The organism is Streptomyces sp. cmx-4-9, assembly GCF_046548835.1.
GTDB lineage: Bacteria > Actinomycetota > Actinomycetes > Streptomycetales > Streptomycetaceae > Streptomyces.
Window position 1 is genome coordinate 322,276 of record NZ_JAEBEE010000010.1, and the last position, 23,752, is coordinate 346,027.

19 protein-coding genes are annotated in these 23,752 nt (G+C 71.8%); 10 read left to right on the forward strand and 9 right to left on the reverse strand.

Annotation, left to right across the window (positions count from 1 at the left end; translation table 11 throughout):
- Positions 1–38: 38 nt before the first annotated feature.
- A complete protein-coding gene (locus ACLJTM_RS30070) occupies positions 39–1,559 on the reverse strand; it encodes a peptide MFS transporter (protein WP_411106907.1) in 1,521 nt (506 codons plus the stop codon).
- Between the two features lie 470 nt (positions 1,560–2,029).
- On the opposite strand from ACLJTM_RS30070, the gene ACLJTM_RS30075 reads away from it, so the two are divergent.
- Together ACLJTM_RS30075 and ACLJTM_RS30080 are read left to right on the forward strand one after the other, a co-directional pair.
- A complete protein-coding gene (locus tag ACLJTM_RS30075; protein WP_053681251.1) occupies positions 2,030–2,707 on the forward strand; it encodes a response regulator transcription factor in 678 nt (225 codons plus the stop codon).
- Positions 2,708–2,735: 28 nt separating this feature from the next.
- Entirely contained in the window at positions 2,736–4,001 is a 1,266-nt protein-coding gene (locus tag ACLJTM_RS30080; protein WP_411106908.1) for an ATP-binding protein, read from the forward strand.
- A 42-nt stretch (positions 4,002–4,043) separates the two neighbouring features.
- Here ACLJTM_RS30080 and ACLJTM_RS30085 read toward each other — a convergent pair whose 3' ends face one another.
- The gene (locus ACLJTM_RS30085) at positions 4,044–4,562 is read right to left on the reverse strand and encodes a GtrA family protein (protein WP_411106909.1); all 519 of its coding nucleotides are present in this window, start codon (positions 4,560–4,562) and stop codon (positions 4,044–4,046) included.
- A 187-nt stretch (positions 4,563–4,749) separates the two neighbouring features.
- Here ACLJTM_RS30085 and ACLJTM_RS30090 point away from each other — a divergent pair, with 187 nt between their 5' ends.
- The 4 genes from ACLJTM_RS30090 to ACLJTM_RS30105 all read left to right on the forward strand — a co-directional run bounded on the left by ACLJTM_RS30090 (position 4,750) and on the right by ACLJTM_RS30105 (position 8,903).
- Positions 4,750–5,889, forward strand: a complete 1,140-nt coding sequence (locus tag ACLJTM_RS30090; RefSeq protein WP_411106910.1) for a 5-(carboxyamino)imidazole ribonucleotide synthase — start codon at positions 4,750–4,752, stop codon at positions 5,887–5,889.
- Positions 5,886–6,443, forward strand: a complete 558-nt coding sequence (gene purE, locus ACLJTM_RS30095; RefSeq protein ID WP_411106911.1) for a 5-(carboxyamino)imidazole ribonucleotide mutase — start codon at positions 5,886–5,888, stop codon at positions 6,441–6,443. The genes ACLJTM_RS30090 and purE overlap by 4 nt, the downstream gene beginning before the upstream one ends.
- A complete protein-coding gene (locus ACLJTM_RS30100) occupies positions 6,440–7,630 on the forward strand; it encodes a dipeptidase (RefSeq protein ID WP_411106912.1) in 1,191 nt (396 codons plus the stop codon). Before purE ends, ACLJTM_RS30100 begins: the two co-directional genes overlap by 4 nt.
- Positions 7,631–7,766: 136 nt before the next feature.
- Positions 7,767–8,903 carry a membrane dipeptidase gene (locus ACLJTM_RS30105; RefSeq protein ID WP_411106913.1) on the forward strand — a complete coding sequence of 379 codons (1,137 nt, stop codon included), beginning with the start codon at positions 7,767–7,769 and terminating at the stop codon, positions 8,901–8,903.
- A gap of 293 nt (positions 8,904–9,196) precedes the next feature.
- Here ACLJTM_RS30105 and ACLJTM_RS30110 read toward each other — a convergent pair whose 3' ends face one another.
- Positions 9,197–9,667 (reverse strand): DIP1984 family protein, encoded by a 471-nt coding sequence (locus tag ACLJTM_RS30110; RefSeq protein WP_411106914.1) that lies wholly within the window; start codon positions 9,665–9,667, stop codon positions 9,197–9,199.
- A gap of 56 nt (positions 9,668–9,723) precedes the next feature.
- Positions 9,724–11,067, reverse strand: coding sequence for a UDP-glucose dehydrogenase family protein (locus tag ACLJTM_RS30115; protein WP_411106915.1), 1,344 nt, complete (start codon positions 11,065–11,067; stop codon positions 9,724–9,726).
- A gap of 225 nt (positions 11,068–11,292) precedes the next feature.
- Between ACLJTM_RS30115 and ACLJTM_RS30120 the strand changes: the two genes are divergently transcribed.
- Both ACLJTM_RS30120 and ACLJTM_RS30125 read left to right on the forward strand, forming a co-directional pair.
- Positions 11,293–12,465, forward strand: coding sequence for an acyl-CoA dehydrogenase family protein (locus ACLJTM_RS30120; protein WP_411106916.1), 1,173 nt, complete (start codon positions 11,293–11,295; stop codon positions 12,463–12,465).
- Between the two features lie 110 nt (positions 12,466–12,575).
- Entirely contained in the window at positions 12,576–13,658 is a 1,083-nt protein-coding gene (locus tag ACLJTM_RS30125) for a sugar phosphate nucleotidyltransferase (RefSeq protein WP_411106917.1), read from the forward strand.
- A gap of 96 nt (positions 13,659–13,754) precedes the next feature.
- On the opposite strand, the gene ACLJTM_RS30130 is transcribed toward ACLJTM_RS30125, so the two are convergent.
- Positions 13,755–15,110, reverse strand: coding sequence for an LCP family protein (locus ACLJTM_RS30130; RefSeq protein ID WP_411106918.1), 1,356 nt, complete (start codon positions 15,108–15,110; stop codon positions 13,755–13,757).
- 106 nt (positions 15,111–15,216) lie between these two features.
- On the opposite strand from ACLJTM_RS30130, the gene ACLJTM_RS30135 reads away from it, so the two are divergent.
- Complete coding sequence (locus tag ACLJTM_RS30135; RefSeq protein WP_411106919.1) at positions 15,217–15,753, forward strand: acyl-CoA thioesterase; 537 nt, start codon at positions 15,217–15,219, stop codon at positions 15,751–15,753.
- Between the two features lie 27 nt (positions 15,754–15,780).
- On the opposite strand, the gene ACLJTM_RS30140 is transcribed toward ACLJTM_RS30135, so the two are convergent.
- On the reverse strand, positions 15,781–17,160 hold the full coding sequence (locus ACLJTM_RS30140) for an LCP family protein (RefSeq protein WP_411106920.1): 1,380 nt from the start codon (positions 17,158–17,160) through the stop codon (positions 15,781–15,783).
- A gap of 300 nt (positions 17,161–17,460) precedes the next feature.
- Between ACLJTM_RS30140 and ACLJTM_RS30145 the strand changes: the two genes are divergently transcribed.
- Complete coding sequence (locus ACLJTM_RS30145; protein ID WP_411106921.1) at positions 17,461–18,489, forward strand: glycosyltransferase family 2 protein; 1,029 nt, start codon at positions 17,461–17,463, stop codon at positions 18,487–18,489.
- A gap of 81 nt (positions 18,490–18,570) precedes the next feature.
- On the opposite strand, the gene ACLJTM_RS30150 is transcribed toward ACLJTM_RS30145, so the two are convergent.
- From ACLJTM_RS30150 to ACLJTM_RS30160, 3 genes are all read right to left on the reverse strand, one after another.
- Positions 18,571–20,292, reverse strand: a complete 1,722-nt coding sequence (locus ACLJTM_RS30150; protein WP_411106922.1) for an LCP family protein — start codon at positions 20,290–20,292, stop codon at positions 18,571–18,573.
- Positions 20,293–20,353: 61 nt separating this feature from the next.
- A complete protein-coding gene (locus tag ACLJTM_RS30155; RefSeq protein WP_411106923.1) occupies positions 20,354–22,090 on the reverse strand; it encodes an LCP family protein in 1,737 nt (578 codons plus the stop codon).
- Positions 22,091–22,313: 223 nt separating this feature from the next.
- Positions 22,314–23,546, reverse strand: coding sequence for an LCP family protein (locus ACLJTM_RS30160; RefSeq protein WP_411106924.1), 1,233 nt, complete (start codon positions 23,544–23,546; stop codon positions 22,314–22,316).
- Positions 23,547–23,752: the final 206 nt, after the last annotated feature.

The following is a 23,752-nucleotide window of genomic DNA, read 5'->3' on the forward strand; positions in this document are numbered from 1 at the left end:
CGTGCGGTGTGCCGGGCCCCTGCCGTTGTCCGGCTGCGTCAGTGGACGCCGCCCATGAGGGACTGGACCTTCTTGCGGTACGCGTACACCGCGAGGCCGGCCGCCACGGCGGCGGCCGCCTGGAAGCCGATCACCCAGGTGCCGTTCAGGTCGACCCCCGCGATGGAGAGCAGACCGGTCGTGCAGTCGCCGGCGGTGACCGCCAGGAACCAGACGCCCATCATCTGGGAGGCGTACTTCTGCGGGGCCATCTTCGTGGTGACCGAGAGGCCGACCGGGGAGAGGCACAGCTCGCCGATGGTCTGGATCATGTAGATCGAGACGAGCCACATCGGGGAGACCATGGTGCCGTCGCCGGCCATGTTCATCGGGACGATGAAGACGAAGAACGAGGCACCGACCAGGACCAGGCCCATCGCGAACTTCACGATGGTGTTCGGCTCCTGGTTCTTGCGCGCCAGCCACAGCCACAGCCAGGCGAAGACCGGGGCCAGCGCCATCACGAACAGCGGGTTCAGGGACTGGTACCAGGTGGCCGAGAAACCGAGGCCGAAGACGGTGTCGGCGGTCTTGGAGTCGGCGAACAGGGAGAGCGTGGAGCCGCCCTGGTCGTAGATCATCCAGAACACGGCGGCGGCGACGAAGAAGAAGATGTACGCGGTCATCTTCGACTGCTCGGAGCCCGAGAGGTCCTTGTCGCGCTTGATGCGGGTCAGGACGGCGATCGGGATGAGCAGGCCGGCCAGCGTGAGCGGGACCAGGGCCCAGTTCAGGGTGTACATGCCGAGGGCGATCACGGCGCCGTAGAAGACGGCCGCACCGAGGACCACGAAGGCGACCTTGGTGAGGACGGCCTTGCGCTCCTGCGCCGACAGCGGGTTCGGGACCAGGCTGCTCTTCGGGCTCAGGTGCTTGGTGCCGAGCAGGAACTGCGCGAGGCCCAGACCCATGCCGACGGCCGCGAGGCCGAAGCCCAGGTGCCAGTTGTACTCCTTGCCGACGGTGCCGACGACGAAGGGCGCGATGAAGGCACCGAGGTTGATCCCGATGTAGAAGAGGGTGAAGCCACCGTCACGGCGCGGGTCCTCGGGACCGTCGTAGAGGTGGCCGACCATCGTCGAGATGTTGGCCTTCAGCAGGCCGGAACCGACCGCGACCAGGATCAGGCCGACGAAGAACATCGCCTGGCCCGGCAGGGCCAGCGAGAGGTGGCCACCCATGATCACGAAACCGGCGATGGCGACCGTCTTGCGGGCGCCCCAGACACGGTCGCCGAACCAGCCGCCGGGCATGGCCATCAGGTAGACCATGGAGACGTAGACGGAGTAGATGGCCGTGGTCGTCGCCGCGGTCATCGCCAGGCCGCCGCCCTGGCTGCCCGTGGCGGCGTCGGCGCCGCCCGAGACCAGGTAGTAGACCAGGAGGGCGCGCATGCCGTAGTAGGAGAAGCGCTCCCACATCTCGGTCATGAACAGAGTGGCCAGGCCACGGGGGTGGCCGAAGAAGGTCTTCTCGTCGGCCGGGGGCCTGGAGGAGTCCGTCGTCAGGCTGGAAGCCATGGTCGATCCTTGCTTGCTCGGGACGCTGGGCTTCGTGAGCCTGGTAGCGCCCGGTGAGGGGTGGCCGGCACCGGCGGCCGGGGGTCCCACCCCACGCCTCGGGGGCCCGCCCCCGGGGATGGGGGGCGGAGGGACATCCGGCACCGGGATCCACGCCCGCCGCGCATCGTCACGCGGCGGGCCCGGCCCACAGGTCATTCACTGTCATCTGGGTCGGGCAAACCGACCAGAGCAGAATTTGAGGTCTTTGGCTCGCTTTTCGGCACAAAGATCCCCTGAGTAGTGCATCAGGCGTCTCGCCACCATACGACACGACACTGCGGCATATGGAAGGACTTGAGATATGGATCACAGGATTCCGGGGAACCGATTACCCATATTCGAAGGGCGTAAGCCCCTGGTGCGCCCACATAGAGAGGGGTGTCCCAGCAGGCCTTTCCAGCAGGTCCGTGCGGACTACCATCACCCACATGACGCGTGTACTGCTCGCCGAGGACGACGCCTCCATCTCCGAGCCCCTGGCCCGCGCACTGCGGCGCGAAGGGTACGAAGTAGAGGTCCGGGAGGACGGCCCCACCGCCCTGGACGCGGGACTGCAGGGCGGCGTCGACCTCGTCGTCCTCGACCTGGGCCTGCCGGGCATGGACGGGCTGGAGGTCGCCCGCCGGCTGCGCGCGGAAGGGCACGGGTTCCCGATCCTGGTGCTCACCGCCCGCGCGGACGAGGTCGACACCGTCGTCGGCCTGGACGCGGGCGCCGACGACTACGTCACGAAGCCCTTCCGGCTCGCCGAACTGCTGGCCCGGGTCCGGGCCCTGCTGCGGCGCGGCGCCACCGAGGCCTCCCAGCCCCCCGCCACCCACGGCGTGCGGATCGACGTCGAGTCCCACCGGGCGTGGATGGGCGAGGAAGAGCTCCAGCTCACGGCCAAGGAATTCGACCTGCTGCGGGTCCTGGTCCGCGACGCGGGCCGCGTCGTGACCCGCGACCAGCTGATGCGCGAGGTCTGGGACACCACCTGGTGGTCCTCCACCAAGACCCTCGACATGCACATCTCCTGGCTGCGCAAGAAGCTCGGCGACGACGCCGCCAACCCGCGGTACATCGCCACCGTCCGCGGGGTCGGCTTCCGCTTCGAGAAGAGCTGAGGCCCTCCCCTGGGGCATGCTCTAGGGCATGCGCCGCCGCCTGATCAACTCCACGCTCGCCGTGGTGCTCGTCGTGATCGCCGTCTTCGGGGTCTCCCTGGTGATCGTGGAGACCCGCACGATCACCAGCAGCGCCCAGGACCGCATCGAGTCCGAGGCGCTGCGGCTCGTCGGCATCGTCGAGACGGACGTGCTGGAGAAGAAGCCGATCGTGCCGGGGGCGCTCGCCGAGCAGCTCGACCTCGGCCACTACGCCCGCATCACCGTGCCCGGCCAGCCGCCCGTGGAGGTCGGCGACCGCATCGACGGCAGCGTCATCCGCGGCAGCGCCCGCGGCGAACAGGGCGAGACGGTGATCGTTGAGGAGTCCCGCTCCACGGTGACCCGCGAGGTCGGCCGGACCCTCGCGGTCGTCGGGGCGGTGGCCCTGCTGGCCGTCGTGGCGGCCGTCCTGCTCGCCGTACGGCAGGCGAACCGGCTGGCCTCCCCGCTGACGGACCTCGCCGAGACCGCGGAGCGCCTGGGCTCCGGCGACCCGCGGCCCCGGCACCGGCGGTACGGGGTGCCCGAGCTGGACCGGGTCGCGGACGTGCTGGACTCCAGCGCCGAGCGGATCGGCCGGATGCTGACCGCCGAGCGGAGACTGGCCGCGGACGCCTCGCACCAGCTGCGGACCCCGCTCACGGCCCTGTCGATGCGGCTGGAGGAGATCACGGTCACCGACGACCTGGAGACCGTGCGGGAGGAGGCGACGATCGCCCTCACCCAGGTGGAGCGGCTCACCGACGTGGTGCAGCGGCTGCTGACCAACTCGCGGGACCCGCGCACCGGCTCGGCGGTCCCCTTCGACCTCGACGAGGTCGTCAAGCAGCAGGTCGAGGAGTGGCGTCCGGCGTACCGCAGCGAGGGCCGGGCCATCGTGCGCTCCGGCAAACAGGGCGTACGGGCCGTCGGCACCCCCGGCGCGGTCGCGCAGGTGCTGGCGACCCTGGTGGAGAACGCCCTCATGCACGGCGGCGGCACCGTCGCGCTGCGCACCCGGGTGATCGGGAACCAGGCGGTGCTGGAAGTCACCGACGAGGGGCCGGGCGTCCCGCCGGACCTCGGCAACCGGATCTTCGAGCGGGCCATCAGCGGCCGCAACTCCACGGGGATCGGCCTGGCCGTGGCCCGCGACCTGGCGGAGGCGGACGGCGGCCGCCTCGAACTGCTCCAGGCCGAGCCGCCGGTGTTCGCGCTGTTCCTCAGCCGGACCCCGCCCGAGCGGGCCGAAGCCGAGGAGACCGTCCGCTAGTGCCGTGACCGCACCGGGGCGGCCCGTCGGCCGGGCCGGGTGCTACTTGGCCGCGGGCTGCGGCTCGGGCAGCGGGCGCGGCACGGGGGCCGGGTCGCCCGCGGCGACGGGCGCCGCCGGCGCCGGCAGGGCCTTGAAGACCCAGCTCCGGTAGGACCAGAAGCGGAAGACGGTGGCGGTGCCGATGCCGAGGAACTTGAAGACGTTCGTCGCGACCGGGCCGTCCCAGCCGAAGCCGTAGGTGGCGGCGTACAGGACACCGTTCTCGATGACCAGGCCGACGGCACTGAACGCGGCGAAGAGGGTCAGCTCGCGGGTGCGGCCGCTCTGGGCCCGGTCCCGGTAGGCGAAGTACCGGAAGCCGAGGTAGTTCGTGGCGATCGCCACGACGGTGGCTATCACGCTGGCCCGGACCACCTGGAGGTCGGTGGTGTGCCGGATCAGGTTGAAGACGCCCAGGTTGACCAGCACCCCGAGGCCACCGACCGCCCCGAACTTGACGACCTCGCGCAGGAGGCCCCGTACGCGTTCGAGGGCGGAGCCGTTCCCCGGATTGCTCATCTGCTGGTTCAGTCCCTGTCGGTCACCGCCCCTGCACGGGGCGTCCGGTTCTCGTCAACCCCACCATCGTAAGTGTCCCCCCTGGGGTCCGTCTGTGCGTTCGCGCCCCCTGCGACGCACGGCACACGCGCGGGCACCCGCCAGGGTCCCGTCCGGATGGCGGAATACCGCCGGATATCCTGGAGGGGTGACGTTCCCGGTAGTCGGCATGGTCGGCGGCGGACAGCTCGCCCGCATGACCCACGAGGCGGGTATCCCCCTCGGAATCAAATTCAAGATCCTCAGTGACACCCCGGAGGATTCGGCGGCCCAGGTCGTGAGCGACGTCGTCATCGGCGACTACCGCGACCTGGACACCCTGCGCGCCTTCGCGCAGGGCTGTGACGTGATCACCTTCGATCACGAGCACGTGCCCACCGAACACCTGCGGGCCCTGGAAGCGGACGGCATCCCCGTCCGCCCGGGGCCCGATGCGCTGGTGCACGCCCAGGACAAGGGGGTGATGCGCGCCAGACTCGACGAGATCGGCGTGCCCAGCCCCCGCCACCGGATCGTGCGCGATCCGGCGGACGCGGCGGCCTTCGCACAGGAGGTGGGCGGCTTCCCCGTCATCCTCAAGACGGTGCGCGGCGGATACGACGGCAAGGGCGTGTGGTTCGTGCGCACACCCGAGGACGCGCAGGCCCCGTTCAAGGCGGGCGTCCCGGTCCTGGCGGAGGAGAAGGTCGACTTCGTCCGCGAACTGGCGGCCAACATCGTCCGCTCGCCGCACGGGCAGGCGGTCGCCTACCCCGTGGTGGAGTCCGTCCAGGTGAACGGGGTCTGCGACACGGTGATCGCCCCGGCCCCGGACCTCTCGGAGGAGCTGGCCGGCGAGGCCCAGGCCCTGGCCCTGCGCATCGCCAAGGAGCTCGACGTGACCGGCCACCTGGCCGTGGAGCTCTTCGAGACCGCGGACGGACGCATCCTCGTCAACGAACTGGCCATGCGTCCGCACAACAGCGGCCACTGGACCCAGGACGGCGCGATCACCTCCCAGTTCGCCAACCACGTGCGGGCGGTCCTCGACCTGCCGCTGGGCGACCCGCGCCCGCGCGCCCGCTGGACGGTGATGGCGAACGTGCTCGGCGGTGACTACCCCGACATGTACGCGGCATACCTGCACTGCATGGCCCACGATCCGCAGCTGAAGATCCACATGTACGGCAAGGACGTGAAACACGGCCGCAAGGTCGGACACGTCAATACCTACGGCGACGACCTGGACGACGTGCTGGAGCGCGCACGTCACGCTGCCGGCTACCTCAGAGGAACGATCACCGAATGAGCACCCCCTCTTCCGCAGGAACCGCGGGCGCCACCGGTCCCGTCATCGGCATCGTCATGGGCTCGGACTCCGACTGGCCCGTGATGGAGGCCGCCGCCCAGGCCCTGGACGAGTTCGAGGTCCCCTACGAGGTCGACGTGGTCTCCGCGCACCGGATGCCGCGCGAGATGATCGCGTACGGCGAACAGGCCGCCGACCGCGGCCTGAAGGCCGTCATCGCGGGCGCGGGCGGCGCCGCCCACCTGCCCGGCATGCTCGCCTCCGTCACCCCGCTGCCCGTCATCGGCGTACCGGTACCGCTGAAGTACCTCGACGGCATGGACTCCCTGCTGTCGATCGTCCAGATGCCCGCGGGCGTCCCCGTCGCCACCGTCTCCGTCGCCGGGGCCCGCAACGCCGGGCTGCTGGCCGTACGCATGCTCGCGGCCCACGACCCGGAGCTGCTGGCCCGGATGCGGGACTTCCAGCAGGAGCTCAACGACCAGGCCACCGAGAAGGGCAAGCGGCTGCGCACGAAGGTCGCGGGCACGGACTCCTTCGGATTCGGCGCGTGAGCGCGGCGCAGCGCCTGGCCGAGGCGCGCGAGCTGCTGGCCGAGCACCCCGTGGCCGACGGCCACAACGACCTGCCCTGGGCGCTGCGCCAACAGGTCCGCTACGACCTCGGCCTGCGGGACATCGCCGCCGACCAGAGCGGACACCTGCACACCGACATCCCCCGGCTGCGGGCCGGCGGCGTCGGTGCGCAGTTCTGGTCGGTCTACGTCCGCTCCGACTACGCGGGCGACGAAGCCGTCAGCGCAACCCTGGAGCAGATCGACGCCGTCGCCCAGCTCATCGACCGCTACCCCGGCGACCTGGTGCGGGCGCTGACCGCCGACGACATGGAGGCCGCCCGCGCCGACGGCCGGATCGCCTCGCTGATGGGCGCCGAGGGCGGCCACTCCATCAACAACTCCCTGGCCACCCTGCGCGCCCTGCACCGGCTGGGCGTGCGGTACATGACGCTCACGCACAACGACACGATCGACTGGGCGGACTCGGCGACCGACGAGCCCCGGCACGGCGGACTGACGGACTTCGGCCGCGAAGTCGTCCGGGAGATGAACCGCACCGGCATGCTGGTGGACCTCTCCCACGTCGCCGCGACCACCATGCGGGACGCCCTCGCCGTCTCCGAGGCGCCGGTGATCTTCTCGCACTCCTCCGCCCGGGCGGTCTGCGACCACCCCCGCAACATCCCGGACGACGTGCTGGCCCTCCTCCCGGCCAACGGCGGAGTGGCCATGGCCACCTTCGTGCCCAAGTTCATCCTGCCCGAGGCCGTCGAGTGGACCCTGGCCGCAGACGAGAACCTGCGGGCGCACGGATTCCACCACCTGGACACCACCCCCGAGGCCATGGCCCTGCACCGGGCCTTCGAGGCGGGCCGTCCGCGGCCGGTGGCCACGGCCGCCACCGTCGCCGACCACCTCGACCACATGCGGGAGGTCGCCGGCGTCGACCACATCGGCATCGGCGGCGACTACGACGGCACGGCCTTCACCCCGGCCGGGCTCGACGACGTGGCGGGCTACCCGAACCTGGTGGCAGAGCTGCTGGCCCGCGGCTGGTCCCACCCCGACCTGGCCAAACTGACCTGGTCGAACGCAGTACGGGCGCTGCGCGACGCAGAAGCGGTCGCGCGGGAGGCGACGGCCTCACGGGGCCCGTCGAACGCGGTCATGCCGACCGTCGACTGACCCGCGCCCGGCGATGCGGTGACCGGCTGTGACCGGCTGACTACACTCGAACGCCACATCCGCCGGGCGACCCGGGCGCCCCGCATGTCACGGTGGCAGCACTCTCCCTGCTGCCGCCGAGACCGGAGCGAACGCCATGGCCGACCTGCAGGACGAACGACCCGACGTGGGCCACGCCCCCACCGGCCCCGGCTCCCTCGGGGCCGGGAGCGTCCCCGCCACGCCGGCGGCCACGGCTCTCGACCGGGCCGCCGCCCTGCTGTCCGTCCATCCCGTCGCGGACGGCTGCAACACCCTGGTCGGGACCCTGCGCCAAAGCCCCCACCACGACATCGAGACCACGGACGTCGGACTCGACACCGACATCCCCCGTCTGCGGGCCGGCGGCGTGGGCGCCCAGTTCTGGTCCCTCATGCCACCGCAGGCCCACGCCCACGCCCAGGCGCAGGCCCAGGCGCAGGCCGCACCGGCCGCCGCCGGCCCGGCGGCCCCCGACCGGCTGGTGTCCGACACCCTGGAGCAGATCGACGTCGCGCTCGCCCTGGTGCGCCGCCACCCCGACAGCCTGCGCCTGGCACTCAGCGCCGACGACATGGCGGACGCCCGCAACAAGGGCCGGATCGCCTCCTTCCTCGGCCCGGTGCCCGGCCGCACCCTCATCGACTCCCTCGGCACCCTGCGCGCCTTCCACACCCTGGGGGTACGGATCCTGGCGCCCGCCGGCGCACCATGGGCCGAAGGAGGCCTTACACCCTTCGGGCACGAGGTGGTCCGCGAGGCGAACCGGCTCGCGGTCCTGCTGGACCTCGCAGGCTGCCCACCGCCCGTCGCCCGTCAGCTGGCCGGGGCCTCCAAAGCACCCGTGGTCGTCTCGCACACCGCGGCCGCGGCCCTGAACCCGTACCCGGCCAACACCGACGACGAGGTACTGGCCGCAGTGCGCGCAGCGAACGGCCTGGTCATGGTCGCCTTCGACACCGCGCGCACCGGGGACTCCCTGCACGCGGTCGCGGACCACGTCGAGCACGTACGCGCCGTCGCCGGCCCGCACTGCGTCGGCCTCGGCGCAGCCTTCGGCGCCGAGCCGGGCCGCTCCCGGCCGACCGGCCTCGCCGACCCCTCGGGCTACCCCAAACTCATCGCGGAACTGCTCGACCGGGGCTGGCCGGAAGCCGAACTGGCCCTGCTCACCTGGGGCAACACCCAACGGGTGCTGCGCGACGCGGAGTTCACCGCCCGCGCCGCCCAACACCGGCGCACGGCCGCATCATGACCCCCGGCCGGCCGCAGCCCGGCCACGAAGAACGGGCCGCCCCCGAAAGGACGGCCCGTTCCGATGCGGATGCCCCGTACCCGCCCTCGTCGCTTCGGATCTGCACGTGGTGATGTGATGTGCACGGTGCGCGGTCACCTGTACGCAGTGCTGAGCTGCACTGTTCCCGGGGAGTCGAACCCCTCGCTGCTCTTCACGCGCCGAGAAAGGAGCCGGATGACCGCCGGCCCTCGGTGTGTGCACGCCTCCGCAGCGACTACCTGCTCCGCATCGCCTTCTCCTGCCCGGACGCCTCAGTCCAGCAGGTCGACCTCCCAGTTGGTCCGCTGGATCCGCACGTCGATCTCGCGCAACTCCCGGGCGACCAGATCCGCTTGGCTGCGCAGTTCCGCGACGGGCAGGGCCGCGAGCATCATCAGCTCGGACCGCAGCTGCCGGGCGTACCCCCGGTCACCGGTCCCCGCGGCCGCGTCCGCCGCCGCGGTGACCACGGAGTGGCGCAGCCGCAGGACGTCGCGCCGGGCGAGGGCATCGGTGAGCGTGCCGTCCGGCCCCATGTCCGCAGCGGCATTGGTCCGGTTGATCCGCCGGATCAGCGCCTCCAGGGTGTCCAGCACCGCGTCCGCCTCGGCCAGCAGCTCCGCCGCGTTCTCGGCCGGGGTCTCGCCCTCCTGGTGGCGCGCGTTACCGACGACGCGCGCCCGCAGCTGCTCCACCCGCCGCGTCGCCTCTGCGCGTTCCGCCAGCGCCTCGGCAAGCTTCACTGCCCCCCACCACCCGTCCGTCGTGTTTGGGGACTGATCGTACAAGGACCACCCGGTCAGGCCCGCGGGCGGCCCATCGCACGGTAGGTCCAGCCCGCCGCCCGCCACCGCACCGGGTCGAGGGCGTTGCGGCCGTCCAGGACGAGCGGGTCCGTGACGACGGCGGCCAGCGCGGCCGGGTCGAGCTCACGGAACTCGCGCCACTCCGTCAGGTGCAGCACGACCTCCGCCCCGCGGGCCGCCTCCAGCGCCGAATCCGCGTACCCCAGCGTGGGGAAGACCCGGCGGGCGTTGTCCATGCCCTTGGGGTCGTAGACGGTCACCTGCCCGCCCTGGAGGTGGATCTGGCCCGCCACGTTCAACGCGGGGGAGTCCCGCACGTCGTCCGAATCCGGCTTGAAGGTGGCACCCAGCACGGCGACCCGCTTGCCGAGGAACGACCCGCCGACCGCCTCCCGGGCCAGCTCCACCATGTGCCCGCGGCGCCGCATGTTGATGGAGTCGACCTCGCGCAGGAAAGTCAGCGCCTGGTCGGCCCCCAGCTCCCCGGCCCGGGCCATGAAGGCCCGGATGTCCTTGGGCAGGCAACCCCCGCCGAAGCCGATCCCGGCCCGCAGGAACTTCGCGCCGATCCGCTCGTCGTAGCCGATGGCCTCGGCCAGCTTGACCACGTCGCCGCCGGCGGCCTCACACACCTCCGCCATCGCGTTGATGAAGGAGATCTTGGTGGCGAGGAAGGAATTGGCAGCGGTCTTCACCAGCTCCGCGGTCGGGAAATCGGTGACCACCAGCGGGGTGCCCTCGGACATCGGCGTCTCGTACACCTCCCGCAGCACCTTCTCGCCGCGCTCCCCCCGGACGCCGACCACGATCCGGTCCGGGTGCAGGGTGTCCTGCACGGCGAAGCCCTCCCGCAGGAACTCGGGGTTCCAGGCCAGCTCCACGTCCGCTCCCGCGGGGGCCAGCTCCGCGAGCTTCGCGGCGAGCCGCTCCGCGGAGCCCACCGGCACGGTCGACTTGCCGACCACCAGGACCGGCCGGGTCAGGTGCGGGGCCAGCGAGGCCACCGCCGCGTCGACGTAGGACATGTCGCAGGCGTACTCGCCGTGCTTCTGCGGGGTGTTCACGCACACGAAGTGCACATCGCCGAAGTCCCCGACCTCCTCCCAGGAGGTGGTGAACCGCAGCCGGCCCGTGGAACCGGGCAGTCCGGCCACGTGCGCGGACAGCAGCTCCTCCAGGCCGGGCTCGTACATGGGCACCCGGCCCGAGGCCAGCATCTCGATCTTCTCGGGCACCACGTCCAGCCCCAGCACCTCGAACCCCAGCTCCGCCATCGCCGCGGCGTGCGTGGCGCCGAGGTATCCGGTGCCGATCACAGTGATCCTGAGGGGGGCCATGGGTGCTCCGTACGGTGCGGGGGCGGCGCGGGCCGTTTGCGGCCACTGAGCATAGTCGGACCCGTCCGGGGGGACGCTCCCCCCGGACGGCGGCCGGTGAGCGGCTGTCACGCAGCTCACGTGCGCCGCACATATCGCTGCCCGGGCGCCGAGCACTAAGATTTGGGTTACTTAACGGTAGTTAGCATCACGCACATCACGTGTGACCTTGGGGAGTGAGAGATCTTGGCGGGTTCTGCCGACTTCGACCTGTACCGCCCGGCCGAGGAGCACGACATGCTCCGCGAGTCGGTCCGCTCGCTCGCCGAGGCGAAGATCCTGCCGTTCGCCGCCGCGGTCGACGAGGAGTCCCGCTTCCCGCAGGAGGCCCTGGACGCCCTGGTCGCCAACGACCTGCACGCCGTCCACGTCCCCGAGACCTACGGCGGCGCGGGCGCCGACGCCCTCGCCACCGTGATCGTGATCGAGGAGGTGGCCCGCGTCTGCGCGTCCTCCTCCCTGATCCCGGCCGTGAACAAGCTCGGCTCCCTCCCGGTGGTCCTCTCCGGCTCCGAGGAGCTCAAGGCCAAGTACCTCGGTCCGCTGGCCAAGGGCGACGCGATGTTCTCGTACGCGCTCTCCGAGCCGGACGCGGGCTCCGACGCCGCCGGCATGAAGACCCGCGCCGTGCGCGACGGGGACTTCTGGGTGCTCAACGGCGTCAAGCGCTGGATCACCAACGCGGGCGTCTCCGAGTTCTACACGGTCATGGCCGTCACCGACCCCGAGAAGCGCTCCAAGGGCATCTCCGCCTTCGTCGTGGAGAAGTCCGACGAGGGCGTCTCCTTCGGCGCCCCGGAGAAGAAGCTCGGCATCAAGGGCTCCCCGACGCGCGAGGTCTACCTCGACAACGTCCGCATCCCCGCCGACCGCATGATCGGCGCCGAGGGCACCGGCTTCGCCACCGCGATGAAGACCCTGGACCACACCCGCATCACCATCGCGGCCCAGGCGCTCGGCATCGCCCAGGGCGCCCTGGACTACGCCAAGGGCTACGTCCAGGAGCGCAAGCAGTTCGGCAAGCCGATCGGCGACTTCCAGGGCGTGCAGTTCATGCTCGCGGACATGGCCATGAAGATCGAGGCCGCCCGCCAGCTGACCTACTCGGCCGCCGCCCGCTCGGAGCGCGTCTCCGGCGGCGGCCCCCACGAGGACCTGACCTTCTTCGGCGCCGCGGCCAAGTGCTTCGCCTCCGACGTGGCCATGGAAGTGACCACCGACGCGGTCCAACTCCTGGGCGGCTACGGCTACACGCGTGACTACCCGGTGGAGCGCATGATGCGCGACGCGAAGATCACGCAGATCTATGAAGGAACGAACCAGGTCCAGCGCATCGTCATGGCGCGGAACCTGCCGTAACGCACCATCGGGCCGGAGGCGGGCGCCAGCAGCCGCCTCCGGCCTTGGCACGTCCCCCGCATGGGCTAAATTTGAACCTTCGTACGCCAGAACCGGTTGGGGAGAACGTAATGACGGAAGCGATCCTGCTGGTCGGCGGACAGGGGACGCGCCTGCGGCCGGTCACGGTGAACACCCCCAAGCCGATGGTCCCCACGGCCGGTGTCCCCTTCCTGGCCCACCAGATAGCCAGGGCCGCCGCCGCGGGCGTCACCCACATCGTGATGGCCACCTGCTACCTCGCCGAGGTCTTCGAGCCCTACTTCGGCGACGGGTCCGCCTTCGGCCTCACCCTGGAGTACGTGGTCGAGGACGAGCCCCTGGGCACCGGCGGCGCCATCCGCAACGCCGCGCAGCGGCTGACCGGCGGCCCCGACTCCGCCGTCCTCGTCTTCAACGGCGACATCCTCACCGGCCTGGACATCGCCGCACTGGTCGAGTCCCACCAGGCGGCCGACGCCGACGTCTCCCTGCACCTGGTGCGGGTCGAGGACCCGCGCGCCTTCGGCCTGGTCCCCACCGACTCCGAGGGGCGGGTGCTGGCCTTCACGGAGAAGCCGCAGACCCCCGAGGAGATCATCACCGACCAGATCAACGCCGGCTGCTACGTCTTCCGCCGCAGCGTGATCGACTCCATCCCGGCGGGCCGCCCCGTCTCCGTCGAACGCGAGACCTTCCCCGAGCTGCTCGCCTCCGGCGCCCTGCTGCACGGGGTCACCGAGAACACGTACTGGATGGACCTCGGCAAGCCCGAGTCCATCATCCAGGCCTCCGCCGACCTGGTCCGCGGTGTCGTCTCCTCCCCGGCCGTCCCCGGCCGGTGCGGCGAGTCGCTGGTCCTGCCCGGCGCGCGGGTCGCCGACGGGGCCAAGCTGTCGGGGGGCACCGTCGTGGGGGCCGGCGCGCGCATCGAGGCGGGCGCCGTCGTCCAGGGCTCCATCGTGCTGGCCGACGCCGTCATCGGCGCGGACGCACAAGTCAACGCCAGCCTGATCGGCGCCCGCGCCGAGGTGGGCGCCCGGACCGTGCTGGACGGCGCGGTCGTCGGCGACGGCGCCGTCGTGGGGGCCGACAACGAGCTGCGCACCGGGGCCCGCGTGTGGTGCGAGGCGCGGCTGCCCGCCGCCGCGATCCGCTTCTCGCCCGACGCCTGAGCACGGGCGCCCGACGCCCGGGCACCGGCGCGCGGCGGCCCGAGGGCCCCGCGCGCCGCGCCGCGGGCCCCGGCCCGGCCCCGCTCGACCCGGAGGTCACTGTCCGCGGACGGTGACCTTCTCGTCGTTCTGGATCTCCTTCACCAGCTGCTGCACCTTCGCCTTGTCCCAGACCAGGTTGCCGCCGCGCTGCCCGGAGATCGGCATGTTCATCGACACGCCGTCACCGCCCTGGACGCCCTTCATCGCGAAGAACATCTGGCCCATGTCCCACAGGCCCATGTCCTTGTCCACGATCAGGGTGTCCAGGCCGGCGCCCAGCATCGGGTAGAGGGCGAACGGGTTGAGGACCGTGGACGGGGTGGCCGCCTGGCCGGCGAGCGCCGACAGGAACTTCTGCTGGTTCTTGGTCCGCTGGAGGTCCGACTCGGCGAAGGCGTACCGGGTGCGGACGAAGGCCAGCGACTGCTCGCCGTTCAGTGTCTGCTTGCCGGCCTTGAAGTCGGCGCCCGACTTCTCGTCCTTGAAGCCCTGCTCGATGTCCAGCTCCACACCGCCGAGTGCGTCGACGATGTTCGCGAACCCGGCGAAGCCGATCTCCGCATAGTGGTCGATGCGCAGGCCGGTGTTGTGCTCGACCGTCCGCACCAGCAGCTCGGGGCCGTCCTCGGCGTACGCCGCGTTGAGCTTGACGCGGCGCCCCTGCGCGGGGAACTTCTTGCCGGTCTGGGAGCCGACGAAGGAGGGGATCTCCACGTCCGAGTCGCGCGGCAGCGAGATCATCGTGTTCCCGCTGGAGCACTTGGCGAGGATCATCATGGAGTCGGTCCGCTTGCCCTCGGCCGAGCCCGTGTGGAGCTTCTTCTTCTCCTCGTCGGACATGCCCTCGCGGCTGTCGGAGCCCACGATCAGGTACGTCGTGCAGTCGCCCTCCTTCGGGCGCTCCACGACCTTCGACAGGTCCACCTCGCGGCGGACCTCGGAGTCGGCCCAGAAGTACGTGGCGACCGTGGTCACCACCAGCGCGGAGACCAGCACGATCGAGCCGACCTTGATGCGTCTGCGCCAGTCCGGGGCGGGGCCGGGGGCCCGGGCGGGCCGGCCGGGCCCCTCGGGGGGCCGGGGGCCGCCGGGGCCGCCGGGAGCGCCCCCGGAGGGCGAGCCGTAGACCTGGCCGGTGTTGTAGCCGCTGTCGTAGCCCCCGTACGTGTCATGCGAGGGCGACTGCTGCGGAGGCACCCCGTGTGCGGGCGGGCCCGCCGGGCGGCCGGGCGGTGCAGCCGCCGGCTGCCCGGGCCGCTGCCGCTGCGGCTGCTGCGGCTGCTGCCGCCGGACGTGCTGCATCCGCTGCGCGCCCTCGGGCTGCGCCTGCGCGCTGCCGCGCCCGTATCCGTCGTCGCGGCGGCCGCGCTCGTCGCGGTCGCCGGTCCAACCCTCTGGCCAGTCATTCATGCGGACAAGAATGCCCGGTCGGGCGTGTCGTCCGACAGCCCGGTGCGGGTTCCGTACCGGGGCTGTTGCAGAGCTGATGCCTCCGGTACGGCTCTAAGGTGTCCGTATGACACAGATAGCGGGCGAGCCGGCCGGGAAGCCGACCTCCGCCTCCCGGACCACCCTCAGCCACATCATGACCGCCAACGACACCAACCTCCTGGGCACGGTGCACGGCGGTGTGATCATGAAGCTGGTGGACGACGCGGCGGGTGCCGTGGCGGGCCGCCACTCCGGTGGCCCGGCGGTCACCGCCTCGATGGACGAGATGGCCTTCCTCGCCCCCGTGCGGGTGGGGGACCTCGTCCACGTCAAGGCCCAGTGCAACTGGACCGGCCGCTCCTCCATGGAGATCGGCGTACGGGTCCTCGCGGAGCGGTGGAACGAGTCCACCCCCGCCACCCAGGTCGGCAGCGCCTACCTCGTCTTCGCGGCGGTGGACGCCGAGGGCAAGCCCCGGACGGTCCCGCCCGTGCTGCCCGAGACGGAGCGGGACGAGCGGCGCTACCAGGAGGCCCAGATCCGCCGCACCCACCGCCTCGCCCGCCGCCAGGCGATCATGGCGCTGCGCGAGGAGCGGGCGGCGCAGGGCTTCGACGACTGACACCGCCGCCCGGTCCGGCCGGGCGGCTCAGCTTCCGCAGACCACCTGGTCGCCGGTGACGACCGCGAACCGGCCCTGGTACGGGTCCTCGGCCCGCACCGGCACCACCTTGCGGTAGTCGGCGCCCGCGGTCACCAGCACGGTCCGGCCCTGGCCCGCCACCGCCCGCAGTTCGCTGCCGGGCAGCGCGGTCGACACCGACTTGGCCGAGCGGTCCCAGCGCGGGTCGTAGGTGATCAGCGTGCGCTTGACCTCCCGGCTGGCGCCGTTGCCCGGGGCCCGGGTGGTGTCGAAGCCGGTGGCGCGCAGGGCCGCGTCGACCCGCCCGCCCAGGCCGTCGATCCGGGTCCCGTTCTCCACCTGGACCCGGACCTGCTGCGGGGGCACGTCCACCGGCACCGCGGCGGGGCGCCCGGCGGGCCGCCCGGGCCGGGCCGGGGCCAGCGGCCGGTCGTTGCGCACGGCCTCGAACAGCTGGGCGGCCTTGGTCGCGTCCCACTTCACGGTGGAGCCGATCCCCTTGACCGGAAAGGAGGGGTCGCCGATCGGCACCGAGGCGAACTCCGAGGAGGTCGGGGTGAAGTCCCGCATCGCCTGGCCGAGCGCGAGCATCTGCTCCGATCCGAAGCCCTCGTCGGCCCGTACGGAGCCGAGCAGGGTGGAGCTGACCTGCTTGAACTTCACGGGGTTCAGCAGCACCCCGCCGCTCGTGGCCTGTTTGATGAGGGCGGCGACGAAGCGCTGCTGGCGCTGCATCCGCCCGAGGTCGGAGGCGCCGTCGACATGGCGGGACCGCACGTACTGCAGGGCCTGGCCGCCGCTGAGCCGGTGGGTGCCCGGCAGCAGGTCGAGGCCCGTGTTGGGGTCGCGCATGGTCTTGGCGGTGCAGATCTCCACGCCGCCCACCGCGTCGACGGTCTTCATGAAGCTGGTGAAGTCGACCTCCAGGTAGTGGTCGATCTTGACCCGGGTCATGTGCTCGACGGTCCGTACCGTCAGACCGGGCCCGCCCTCGGCGTAGGCGGCGTTCAGCTTCATGGGGTGGGTCTTGTGGTCCTTCCCGGTGACCAGGTCCCGGTGCGCGGGCACCTGGGCGTAGCTGTCGCGGGGCAGGCTGATCACGCTGGCGCGCTCCCGGTCGGCCGACAGGTGCACGAGCATCACGGTGTCGGTGCAGTGGCAGGGAGCCCCGCCGAGGCGGTACTCGCGCTTCTCATCCGGGGTGATCTTCTCGCGGCCGTCGGTGCCGACGAGCAGGAAGTTCAGGCCGTGCCCGGCCTCGGGCCGGTTCTTCATGTCGCGGAAGGGGTCGACGCGCTGGATCCCGGTGTCCAGGCCGGTCATCACCGCGTGCCCGACCGCACCGGAGCCCAGCACCACCAGGGACAGCCCGGCCGCGATCCGCACCCCCCACCGGGGCCGCCCGCCGCCCCGCCGCGCCGGGACGCCGCCCTTTCGGCCACCGCCGCGCCGTGCACGCTGCGGCTGGGGTGGCCTGGCGGGACGGGTGGGACGGTGCGGCTGGGGCACGGGGGACACCTCCGCGGGGATCAGCTGGGAGACCGGTCGACTGCTGGGCCAGATGCGTCTGATGCGGCAGAACAGTAAGCCCATACGATCAGCCTCTGTCCGTACTGCTCACTCGGCGCGCACCCGGTTCCCCCGTACGCGGTAACGTGACACCGATACCCGACCGTGAAGGACCACATGCCCGCCCAGCAGCCCGCAGTCTCGGTGATCATGCCGGTGCTCAATGAAGAGCACTACCTCCGCGATTCCGTCCGCCACATCCTGGAGCAGGAGTACGCGGGCGAGATGGAGGTGGTGATCGCGCTGGGGCCGTCCACGGACCGCACCGACGAGATCGCCGCGGAACTCGTCGCCGACGATCCCCGAGTCCACACCGTCCCGAACCCCACCGGCCGGACTCCGGCGGCCCTCAACGCCGCGATCAAGGCCTCGCGCCATCCGATCGTGGTGCGCGTGGACGGCCACGGCATGCTCTCGCCGAACTACATCGCCACGGCCGTCCGCCTGCTGGACGAGACGGGTGCGCAGAACGTCGGCGGCATCATGCACGCCGAGGGCCAGAACGCCTGGGAGGACGCCGTCGCTGCCGCGATGACCTCCCGGATCGGTGTCGGCAACGCGCCCTTCCACACCGGCGGCCAGGCGGGACCCGCCGAGACCGTCTACCTCGGCGTCTTCCGCCGTGAGGCGCTGGAGCAGCAGGGCGGCTACAACGAGGAGTTCATCCGCGCCCAGGACTGGGAGCTGAACTTCCGCATCCGTGAGGCCGGCGGGCTGATCTGGTTCTCGCCCGAGCTGAAGGTCCAGTACCGCCCCCGGCGCTCCGTACGGGCCCTGGCCAAGCAGTACAAGGACTACGGGCGCTGGCGCCACGTGGTGGCCCGTTACCACGAGGGCTCGATCAACCTGCGCTACCTGGCCCCGCCGACCCTGGTGTCCGCGCTGGCGGCCGGGGTCGTCGTGGGTGCGGCCCTCACGCCCTGGGGCTTCGCCGTACCGGCCGGGTACCTCGCGGCGATCGCCGCGGGCTCCCTGCCGGCCGGCAAGGGGCTCCCGCTGAAGGCGCGGGCGCAGATCCCGCTGGCCCTCGCCACCATGCACGTGTGCTGGGGCTTCGGGTTCCTGACCAGCCCGCGGGCGCTGGCGGACCAGCTCATCGCCACCCGCCGCCCCGCGGTGGTCCGCGACGCGTCGCAGCAGGTCTGAGACCGCGCAAGGGGGCCCTGCGGCGGCCGTGTCCGACACGGCCGCCGCAAGGCCCCCTTCGTACCTGCCCGCGCCCGGTGCCTACCAGGTGAAGCCGGGCTGGACCGGCATGCAGGCCTTGTCGTTGTCGCCGTTGAGGGCGTGCGCGGAGTCCGGCGCCTTCGTCGGCGCGGGCGGCGGCGCGGCGGGCAGCGGGCCCGTGCGCCAGTCCTTGCCGACGAACAGCACGATCGCGCTGGCCTCTTCGGACTGCTGGACCGCGGAGGCCGGCAGGCCGAGCGCGGTGGCCACGGCGAGCGCGTCGGCCTGCTGCTCGGGACGGGCGAAGCGGACCACCGTGGTGTCCTCGGCGCCCGTCCGGGTGTCGGCGGTGGCGCCCGTGAAGCCCTTGCCGGCGAGCAGGGCCGCGACCTCGGTCGCCCGGCCCTTGGCCTTGGCCTCCGTACCGTCCTTGCCCCCGGTGGCATTGCGGACGCCGACCGCGATCTTCGAGGGCGGCGAGGCCGGGGCGGTGGTCGCCGCGGCCGTGGGCGGCTGCGGCGACCCGGCGGGGGCGGCCGGGGTGCCGGAGGCGGCGGGGGAGGCGCCGTCGGCCGGGGCGCCGGAGCCCTGGCCGTCGAGGGGGATGTCCTCGCGGATCATCCGGAACAGGTCCTCCGCCTCGCCCGACTTGGGCTCGACCCGGCCGTCCATGCCGGGCCGGGAGCTGTACACCCACGGCATGGTCGTCATGGTGATCCGGCCCGGCGGGACCTTCTTGAGCTCCACGCTGAGGTCGTACAGCTTGTCGATCTTGTTGAGGCCGGTGTCGACGACCATGGCCTCGATGGCCGCCTGCGCCAGGCTGTTGAGCTTGACCGGGTTGCTGAGCTTGGCGTTCTTGCGGAACTCCCGCGCCATCGAGTTCATGTACTGGTGCTGGGCGTGGGTGCGGCCGATGTCGGTGCCGTCCTCGAACCCGTAGCGGGTGCGCAGCCACTGCAGGGCCTGCTCGCCCTGGATGACGCTCGTACCCGCCGGGAGCTTCAGCCCGGAGCCCTTGCCGTCGCGGGTGCGCGAGTGGACGTTCTGCTCCACGCAGACCGGGACGCCGCCGATGGCGTCGGCCATCGCGACCACGCCCTTGAAGTCGATCATCATGAAGTGGTCGACGGGTATCTTCGTCAGCTCGGTCCAGGTGGCGACCGTGCAGCCCGGACCGCCGCGCTGGAGCGACTCGTTGGTCTGTACGAGGCCCTTGCTCGCGGGGTACACCGTGCCGTTGGGCTCCGTGCACTTGGGCATCGTCAGGATGGTGTCCCGCGGCATCGACACCACCGACATGTTGCTGCGGTCCGCGGACAGGTGCAGCAGCATCTGCACGTCGGCGAGCGGCGGCCCGTCGAAGGTGTCCGAGGCTCCGCCGAGGGCCTGGTTCGCTTCGTCGTTGCGGGCGTCGGAGCCGATGAGCAGGATGTTCAGCGGGGTCTGACCGAAGGCGTTGGGCTTGGATCCGCCCAGCTTGTTCTCGCCGAGGTTCAGCTCGTCCGTCTGGATGCTGCCGTTGAGGTGACGGTAGTAGAGGTAGCCGGCCGCCGCCGTCCCGAGTATGAGCAGGGACAGTACGGAGGCCGTCCAACGCAGTACGCGCCGCCGCCCCCGCCGGTTCGGGCGGCCGGGCCGGGCCCGGCGGGAGCCGCCGCCGGCCCGGCGCGAACCGCCCCGCGGCGGGGGTATCGCGCCGGACGCGTCCGCGTCACCGCCGGATTCCCCGCCGGCGGCCCGGGCGGTCGCCCCCTCCTCCCGCACGCTGCTGTGCCTCACACGTACCCCCCTCAAGAACCCACTCGGTCGAATGCACGCCGTTCCTGCCGGCGGCGGCCCGTCACTTGACGCAGACCGACTTGTCCGCCTCGATGCGCTGTACGTCCTCGGACAGCTGCTGCGGCGCCGGGGCCGTCAGAGGCGACCCCGCCTCCTTGAAGTCCGGCCCGAGGGTCAGCTTCATCGGGGTCTTCGGCCCGGCGTCGGAGCTCCCCATCTTCAACGCCGCGGCCGACAGGCCCATGATGTCCGCCAGCGCCCGGGCCTGGTCGGCCTGGTTGGGCGCGTACTCCAGCCGGGTGGCCGCGACCTTGGCCGGGGCGTTGCCGAGATTGCTCGCGCGGGCGACGCCCTTGGTGTTCTGCAGCCAGTTCAAGGTGGTGGAGGCGGAGCCCTTGGGCCCGCCGCCGTTGAACACGTCCACCCGTACGTCGCCGGGCGCCGCGCGGCCGCCCTGGAGCAGCGCGTCCTGCTTGCTCTGCGCCTCGGCGTCGGCGGCCTGCTGCGAGGCCTTCTCCTGCTTCTCGACCTCCGTCAGCGAGACGTCCCCGCGGATCATCTGCAGCAGCGGATCGGCCCTGCCCTGGTCCAGGACGACGGTGGCCTTGACCTTCTCGGCCGGGTTGTCGAGCACCGGAAGGGTGGTGAAGGTGACGTTCTTGGGGTTGATGTTCTTCAACTCGCCCGCGAGATCGGTGAGTTTGCCGATCGAGCCCAGACCCTGGTCCACCGTCAGCGACTTGGTGGCCGCTTCCGCGAGCGAGAAGAACTTCTTCGGACTGGTCAGCGTCTCCTTGGACTTCATCTCGCGCATCATCGAAGCCAGGAACGCCTGCTGGGTCTTGATGCGGTCCAGGTCGCTCTCGTTGCCGAAGGCGTGCCGGGTCCGTACGAAGGCCAGTGCCTGCTCGCCGGAGAGCCGGCTCTCGCCCGCCGGGAGCTTCAGCTTGGAGTCCACGTCCTCGACGGGCTTCTCCACGCAGACCGGGACCCCGCCGACGGCCGTGCTGAGGTTCTTCACCGCGTTGAAGTCGACCATCATGAAGTTGTCGACCTCGATGCCGGTCAGGCCCGTGACGGTGCGCATCGTGCAGCCCGGGTCGCGGCCCTCCTGCCCCAGGCTGTTGTTGAAGCGGGTGCCCTTGGAGGCGGGCACGTTCTTCGTCGAGCCGTCCGGCTGCTTCGTCGGGCAGACCGGGATGTCGGCGATCAAGTCGCGGGGGATGGACAGCGCGGTGGCGTTGCTGCGGTCCTTCGCGATGTGGAAGAGGATCGTGGTGTCCGCGTGGCCGACGCTCTCCGCGTCCCCGTAGCCCTCGTTGCCCGCCCCGCTGCGCTTGTCGGTGCCGATGACCAGGATGTTGATGGCCTGGTCCTTCTTGAAGCCGCCGGTGCCCGCGCCCGCGATGTCGGTGACGCTGAGGTTGCCGTTGAGGTGGTCGTAGTACAGGTACGCCGCCAACGAGCCGCCGACCAGCAGGAACGCCAGGGAGCCGCCGGTGATCACCAGCGCCTTGCGGCGTCCGCCGCCGCCCGCGCTCCCGCCCTTGCGGGACCGGCCGCCGCGCCGGCCGCCGGGGGGGCCGTCGCCGCGGCGCGGCTTGGGCACCACGGGCGGGGGTGCGGTGGGGGAGGGGGCCGTACGGGGCGGGGTCGATCTGCGGGGCGTGGTGACGGACGGTGCGGACTGCGGAGCGGATTGGCTCAGTCGCAGTTCGTAGTGGCCGGTGCGGGGGTTGATCACCCACTGGTCGGCGGGGTCGATCTCGTCGGCCCGCCCACGGCTTTGCGCATCCACGGTTGCTCGAATCCTCCGTCGGTGCCTCGCGACGCGCCTCCCCCGGGCGCACGGTCAACGATCCGGCTGCTGGTGTCCGGCCTCCTGGGTGGCCGGAGCACCGGATCGCTCACCTTATCCGTCAGGTTCGGCTGCAAACCATGCTGGTGACAAATTCCACTCCCCTTATAACGGGGCGAACCGCCCATCCCGCGCGGTTCGGTCACCGGCTTTTTGGATTGCTTTACCGGCAGTCGGCCGTACCCGCCGTCGTTCCCGTGAAGGTGGGGACGGGAACCGGGGTGGCGGTGGTTCCACCAGGGGTCTTCTCGCCCCCGTCGCCGTCCCCGGCCGGCTCCGCGGACCCGTCCTGGCGCCCCCGCGGGGTGCCCTGCCCGTCCCCCGGCACGGGCGGGGCCACCGTCACCGGCCGGTCCCGGCGCAGTTGCTCGAACAGCCGCTCGGCGTCCGGCTCGGCCAGCTCGTCCCGGTTCGGGTTGGCCGCGTAGGGCTTGCGGGGCACCGTCAGGAACTTGATCTGCTCGGTCGGTATGTCCCTTACCCCCCGCACGAGTTCGTACAGTCCGCGCAGCGAGGCCAGCCCCGGGTCGGTGGTCACCGAGGAGGTCGCCGCGTCCAGCAGCGGGTACAGCCGCGTCGGGTTGAGCAGGACCCCGCTGCTCTGCACCTTCTTGACCAGCGAGCCGAGGAACTGCTGCTGACGCTCCATCCGGTCGGTGTCGCTGCCGTTGCCCAGGCTGTAGCGGGCGCGGACGAAGCCGAGCGCCTGCTCGCCCTGGAGGAGCCGGCGTCCGGCGGGCAGCTTCAGCTTGGCCTCGGTGTCGTCCATCGGCTGCTTGAGGCACACCTCCACACCGCCCACCGCGTCCACCATCCGCTTGAAGCCGCGGAAGTCGACCACCATGTGGTGGTCCACCCGGATCCCGGTGAGCTTCTCCACCGTACGGATCGTGCAGGCGGCCCCGCCCCACTCGAAGGCCCAGTTGAACTGTGCGAACTGCTCGGTGGTGCGCGTGCCGTCCGCCTTCAGGCAGCCGGGGATTCGCGTCATCAGGTCCCGGGGGATCGAGACCGCGGTCGCACTCCTGCGGTCCGCCGGGAGGTGCAGCAGGATCGCGGTGTCCGAGCGCTGGGTGCCGCGGTCCTTCCCGTAGCGGGCGTTCTCCTTGCCGGAGCGCGAGTCGGAGCCGAGCAGCAGGATGTTCTGTGCCCCCTCGGCGAGGTGGGCGGGGCGCTCGCGCTCGTAGCGGCGCAGCTCGTCCGCCGCCGAGGTGTCCTCGGTGATGTTCCCGTCCAGCTTGGTGTAGATCCACCAGCCGGTGGCCGCGCCCAGGAGGACCAGCAGGGCCGCCCCGAAGCCGATCCAGCGCAGCAGGCGGCGCCGGCGGCTGGGCGGAGGCTTGCGAGTGCCTCCGGCCGCGCCGGTACCTCCCGGTATGCCTGCGCTGTCGGTCACTCGCGTCCGTCCCCTCGCCGCTGCGACAACAAGCCGTACGGGTGGGCACGGCCACTGCCGATCCTGCCCCGGGGCCGTCGCGGCAGCCCGGGGGCAGGGGTCTGTCTAGGGCCGTCCGGGTGACAAATCGCCCGAACCCGAACCCGGAGCCGGGCGGTCCGGGTGGGCGGGCCGCACCGGGCGCAGGGGCCGGACAGGGGCCCGGA

Coding starts and splice junctions, on each gene's coding strand:
- ACLJTM_RS30070 (WP_411106907.1), bottom strand. CDS start 1,559: ATGGCTTCCAGCCTGACGACGGACTCCTCCAGGCCCCCGGCCGACGAG.
- ACLJTM_RS30075 (WP_053681251.1), top strand. CDS start 2,030: ATGACGCGTGTACTGCTCGCCGAGGACGACGCCTCCATCTCCGAGCCC.
- ACLJTM_RS30080 (WP_411106908.1), top strand. CDS start 2,736: ATGCGCCGCCGCCTGATCAACTCCACGCTCGCCGTGGTGCTCGTCGTG.
- ACLJTM_RS30085 (WP_411106909.1), bottom strand. CDS start 4,562: ATGAGCAATCCGGGGAACGGCTCCGCCCTCGAACGCGTACGGGGCCTC.
- purE (WP_411106911.1), top strand. CDS start 5,886: ATGAGCACCCCCTCTTCCGCAGGAACCGCGGGCGCCACCGGTCCCGTC.
- ACLJTM_RS30105 (WP_411106913.1), top strand. CDS start 7,767: ATGGCCGACCTGCAGGACGAACGACCCGACGTGGGCCACGCCCCCACC.
- ACLJTM_RS30115 (WP_411106915.1), bottom strand. CDS start 11,067: ATGGCCCCCCTCAGGATCACTGTGATCGGCACCGGATACCTCGGCGCC.
- ACLJTM_RS30125 (WP_411106917.1), top strand. CDS start 12,576: ATGACGGAAGCGATCCTGCTGGTCGGCGGACAGGGGACGCGCCTGCGG.
- ACLJTM_RS30130 (WP_411106918.1), bottom strand. CDS start 15,110: ATGAATGACTGGCCAGAGGGTTGGACCGGCGACCGCGACGAGCGCGGC.
- ACLJTM_RS30135 (WP_411106919.1), top strand. CDS start 15,217: ATGACACAGATAGCGGGCGAGCCGGCCGGGAAGCCGACCTCCGCCTCC.
- ACLJTM_RS30145 (WP_411106921.1), top strand. CDS start 17,461: ATGCCCGCCCAGCAGCCCGCAGTCTCGGTGATCATGCCGGTGCTCAAT.